Source organism: Sulfitobacter sp., assembly GCF_041552635.1.
In the GTDB taxonomy this organism is placed as follows: Bacteria; Pseudomonadota; Alphaproteobacteria; order Rhodobacterales; family Rhodobacteraceae; genus Sulfitobacter.
Window position 1 is genome coordinate 1 of sequence record NZ_JBFEKM010000241.1, and the last position, 4,411, is coordinate 4,411.

At 54.1% G+C, this 4,411-nt stretch carries 6 protein-coding genes; 4 read left to right on the forward strand and 2 right to left on the reverse strand.

From position 1 onward, the window contains the following. Together ABYT07_RS19200 and ABYT07_RS19205 are read left to right on the forward strand one after the other, a co-directional pair. Positions 1–261, forward strand: a 261-nt coding sequence (locus ABYT07_RS19200; RefSeq protein WP_372993624.1) for a DNA-3-methyladenine glycosylase, incomplete at its 5' end; no start/stop codon positions are given. Beyond that, positions 258–923: an alpha/beta hydrolase gene (locus ABYT07_RS19205; protein WP_372993625.1), complete on the forward strand. Its 666-nt coding sequence runs from the start codon at positions 258–260 to the stop codon at positions 921–923. The genes ABYT07_RS19200 and ABYT07_RS19205, both read left to right, overlap by 4 nt. Here the strand turns inward: ABYT07_RS19205 and ABYT07_RS19210 are convergent, their stop codons facing one another. Next, complete coding sequence (locus ABYT07_RS19210) at positions 924–1,130, reverse strand: DUF6434 domain-containing protein (RefSeq protein ID WP_372993626.1); 207 nt, start codon at positions 1,128–1,130, stop codon at positions 924–926. A 211-nt stretch (positions 1,131–1,341) separates the two neighbouring features. Here ABYT07_RS19210 and ABYT07_RS19215 point away from each other — a divergent pair, with 211 nt between their 5' ends. Next, complete coding sequence (locus ABYT07_RS19215) at positions 1,342–1,926, forward strand: HNH endonuclease (RefSeq protein ID WP_372993627.1); 585 nt, start codon at positions 1,342–1,344, stop codon at positions 1,924–1,926. Between the two features lie 412 nt (positions 1,927–2,338). Then, positions 2,339–2,980 carry a hypothetical protein gene (locus tag ABYT07_RS19220; RefSeq protein ID WP_372993628.1) on the forward strand — a complete coding sequence of 214 codons (642 nt, stop codon included), beginning with the start codon at positions 2,339–2,341 and terminating at the stop codon, positions 2,978–2,980. Between the two features lie 238 nt (positions 2,981–3,218). On the opposite strand, the gene ABYT07_RS19225 is transcribed toward ABYT07_RS19220, so the two are convergent. Beyond that, a complete protein-coding gene (locus ABYT07_RS19225; RefSeq protein WP_372993629.1) occupies positions 3,219–3,878 on the reverse strand; it encodes a hypothetical protein in 660 nt (219 codons plus the stop codon). Between the last annotated feature and the right edge of the window lie 533 nt (positions 3,879–4,411).

The window sequence follows — 4,411 nt, forward strand, 5'->3', positions numbered from 1 at the left end:
AAAACCCTGACCGCGATCCCCGGTGTGGGCAGTTGGACCGCACAAATTTATGCAATGTTCTCGCTTGGGCGTGCCGATGTCTTCGCCGAGGGCGATCTGGCCTTGCAAGAGGCGGCCAAAGTGCTTTTTGATCTGCCCGAGCGGCCAAAGCCCAAAGCGTTGGCGACAATGGCCGAAGATTGGTCACCGTGGAGGTCGGTTGCAGCCCGCGCGCTGTTTTCGTACTACCGCGTTGTTAAACAAAGGGAAGGGATCACATGACACGCGTCTTAAACGCAGAGCGCCGCGAGCCGGTATCGGGGGAAACGCGGTCCGCCGTGGTGTTCCTGCACGGCTACGGGGCCAATGGCGCTGACCTTTTGGGGCTGGCCGATCCGTTGGGCGAACACCTGCCTGACACGCTGTTCGTGGCACCCGATGCCCCCGAAGCCTGCGCAGGCGCGCCAATGGGTTTCCAGTGGTTCCCGATTCCTTGGATTGATAATTCATCCGAGGAAGAATCCGAGCGCGGCATGATGCAAGCGGTGCAGGACCTTAATTCATTCCTTGATGCGTTGATGGTGGACGAAGATCTGCTGCCCGAACAGGTCGTCTTGTTCGGCTTTAGCCAAGGCACGATGATGGCCCTGCATGTCGCCCCCCGCCGCGAAGACGCGGTGGGCGGGGTCGTCGCGTTCTCGGGGCGTCTGCTGTCCCCAGAGAGCCTCAAGGATGATGCGGTAGTACGCCCGCCGGTCCTGCTGGTGCACGGCGATTCCGACGATGTGGTTCCGCCGCAATCGCTGCCTGAAGCGGCCCAAGCCTTGCAAGATGCCGGTTGGACAGATGTTTTTGCCCATATCATGAAGGGCACAGCCCACGGTATCGCGCCCGACGGGCTAAGCGTGGCATTGGCGTTTATGCGCGACAAGCTTGGTCTTTGATCACTGCTGGCGACGTGTCCATTCATCGGCCACGTCGCCCATCGTCTTGGGCGTGCCATCCTTGATCCACGCCATAAACGGGCGGTCAAACGTGAAGGCATCGCCGCATTGACTGCGCATAAAGCGCCGCACATTTTGGGTTGATCTATAGTCGGCGTTCACTTGCGTAGCGCGGGTAATCACATCGGCATGCCAGTCAAACTTCATTTCTTCGAACCTTATCTCTGCCCCATTGTGATCTTAGCCCCCAAGGCGGGGTAAAGCATTCACATGCCTGTTACCTAAGCATCATACCCTGTCTGCGACATCCTGTGTTCCTTTGCGACTTGTCAGGCGAAAAACACGAGATATAGTTCTAACCATCGGTGGGGCTGTTCCCGCCGGACCGGACGCGGAACGGCAGAGGGCTTTTTGACCAATGGACGGCGATTTTAGAACGGAATTCACCCGCAGCCCGGCAGGGCTGAAACATAGACCGGCCTTGGTGCTGAACGCGGATTACAGGCCTTTGTCCTATTATCCGCTGTCACTTTGGCCTTGGCAGGATGCGATCAAGGCGAAATGGCTGGACAGGGTTGATATCGTCGCTGAATACGATGACTACGTGCACAGCCCCTCGATGGAGATACGGATCCCATCGGTTGTCGTCCTGAAAGATTATGTCAAACCTCAAAAGCGCGTGGCCTTCACGCGCTTTAACTTATTTCTGAGGGATGAATTTTGCTGCCAATACTGCGGCGCACGAGGTGATTTGACATTCGACCACGTCGTGCCGCGGGCATCTGGTGGCGTGACAAGCTGGCGCAACGTGGTGGCAGCCTGCAGCCCGTGTAACCTGCGCAAAGGGTCAAAGGCGCTGCACCAGACAGGTTTCCAACTTCGCAAACCGCCACGCCAGCCCCAAGCTGAAGAGTTGCGCAATATGGGCCGCAAATTCCCCCCCAATCATCTTCACGAAAGCTGGATGGATTTCCTTTATTGGGATGCAGAACTTCAGGCCTGATCTGATGCTTTTCCGGCTATTGTATAGGGAAGGATAAATATCACCAAAACGGGTGTTTTGCTTCCGAAGTGGAAGCATCGGATTCACCAAGCCTTGATTTGACTTGGTTTTTACTCCCCCGTGAGAATTTTTCTCCGTAACCTTAGCGAGTAATTGCATGGCATGAGTTGCTCGTCGTAGTGCAGGTGGCTCGGTTTTGGTGTGATCGCAGGCGGTATTTTTCTGGTATCGGTGACAATGAGGGCGGAGAGCGGTCATTCGCTGCGCTGGACACGAACGGCAGATAGCCGGATCGAAAAGCACACACGAATATTTTAGATTGGCTTCCAAGTACAACGGCAAGATACGTTCAATTCGATGCCACAAATGCAACTTTCAAGCCGCAATATCCAGCGGCGCTCAAGGTAAAGTAATGCCAAAGAAAAGCAATTACGAATTGGTAATTACAGATGGATGGACTGAAGAAGACCACAAAGCATATCGGGCCGAGTTGGCTCAAAGACATCTTGATCAGACGTTCTTTACCAGGGCTTTTGCCCCTTCACCTTTTCATTGGCACTTTCAGCAAGCCAGCGATGCCTTGCAAGATGATCTGTTCCTGCCAGGTTTGTCCGGTCTACTAAATGGCATCGAAGCAAGCCTTCGAACAATTTGCTGCCACGTCAGAGGGCGGCCCTTGAGCGGTGATTTAGGTCGCGTCATGAGCAACTCACTCCTGAATGAAGCTAAAGAAATCGGCTTGAAAGTCGAAAGCTTAGCGTTTTCAGATGAAGACGGATTTTTAGAAAAGATAGGTCGACCGAAAGAACCAGTTCGGCTGGTAACTCTCAGGAACGATATTTGCCATGGAAATTTCCAAGCATTTTCTCCTAACCTGCCTGGGATAGGTGAATTCTTCACTCCTGAATGCTTGGGTCCAATCTCGGCACAGCTACTCGATGTAAGTTATCGGTGGGCTTTAGAAGTGTCGAAATTTATGGACGAACAAGGGTGGAGGACAGCCGAGCGAGGGCTGCAACAGCCAAAGAACCCGTTAAGCCAGTGGTTGAGTTAAAGTGAAAACCACTGCATGCGGACTTCGCGGTCCATGCGGTAATGTCCACTATGGGCCGTTCGCAACGGGTCCGATGGTCGGGACGGGAAGATGCTGTTCGCTGCGTTCTGCATTTACGGCCGGTGTGCGGGAAAGATCCTCATTCGCTATGGCTTCTGCTTCGACTTTGAATGCTCAGTATATCAACTCAATCCTGCCATATTGCGAGAGAGCCGTTCATCGGTGTGAAGCAAATTATCTACGGCTTCTCAACTATAGCGGCGGCAATGTTTCCAAGCGGAGTATTGAGGAGCCAATCACGATGAAACAATTCCCCATTCACGATATAAAGATTTTTCAATTCAAAAAAATCATACCTTTCATTCTCGTTTGGAATACGAACTCGACTGACTGCCCCGGTTTCGGCAGCATCCTCGTCGCTCACCTCAAACAGCTTGAATACGGCGTCATCTGCGGTCACATTGACCTGCCTGAGGATAGCAAGCACTTCTTTCTCTTTGGTGATCCGCTCGTCGACAAAAAAGCACCCCGCTTCCAAACCGCCAACTGTGACAGTCGTCCCGGCAGCAAGTAACAGAGTGACCGGCGCAGTCAGCACGGCAAGCGCGCTTGCTGCGAATCCACTGCCTCCGATAATACCTATGGTTCCGGCTCCTGACGCCCCGGCAAGTGTAGAACCCAACATCAAGGTTCCGCTGGTTGCATGTGGAAAGAAATACAGTCCCCCGAGAGCTACGGCAGAGGGTCCAAGGGACGCCCCAGCGCCACCTGCCGCCATGACTGTAGTCGAGGTCTTCGGACCAACCAGGCGGCTAAGACGAAGATCGCAAACGCCAGCAAATGAAGTTGAGGCGTATACAACAGTAACAAAAGCACTGAGCCCTAAGGTTTTAATCACTGGTCCAACTCCGTCAGCATGGCGCGCATAACCTTCATTCGCTCAATGCGTTCTCAAATCAAGCGTTTTGTCTTGCCGTACTGGGAATGCGTTGGCTCCGGAGCCGAAGCGGGCCTTTGCTGCGAGCTGAATGAAGGTCAGCTTGGGGCCGTTCGCTCGACTTTGCAAAGCACACTATCTGCGCACAGCCGACCTTGGTGCGCAGCGAAGCATGGGGTTTCGGTCTGCTACGGCTTGAATGGCAACTTTTGCAATTCTGGCAAAGAACCTTCGCAGACGCAGCTAAGGTCCGGTTTCCGCCCGACCTGCATGTTCTCCCTCGGCGGGAGGGTCACAAGACATGGGTCCGTTCTGGGCTGGGACCGGCCATCCGGTTGGTCGCGCCGAAGCACGCAAGGTCAAGATTTGCGCGCCGCACCGCCGCAAGTCCGGTTTGAGCCCATTGTGACCGATGCTGCGCTTTGCATCAATGACGGCTTCGGTGCCAACCGTCATGTTTTGCGTATGCTAATGGATGCGCTTTCATCTTTTAC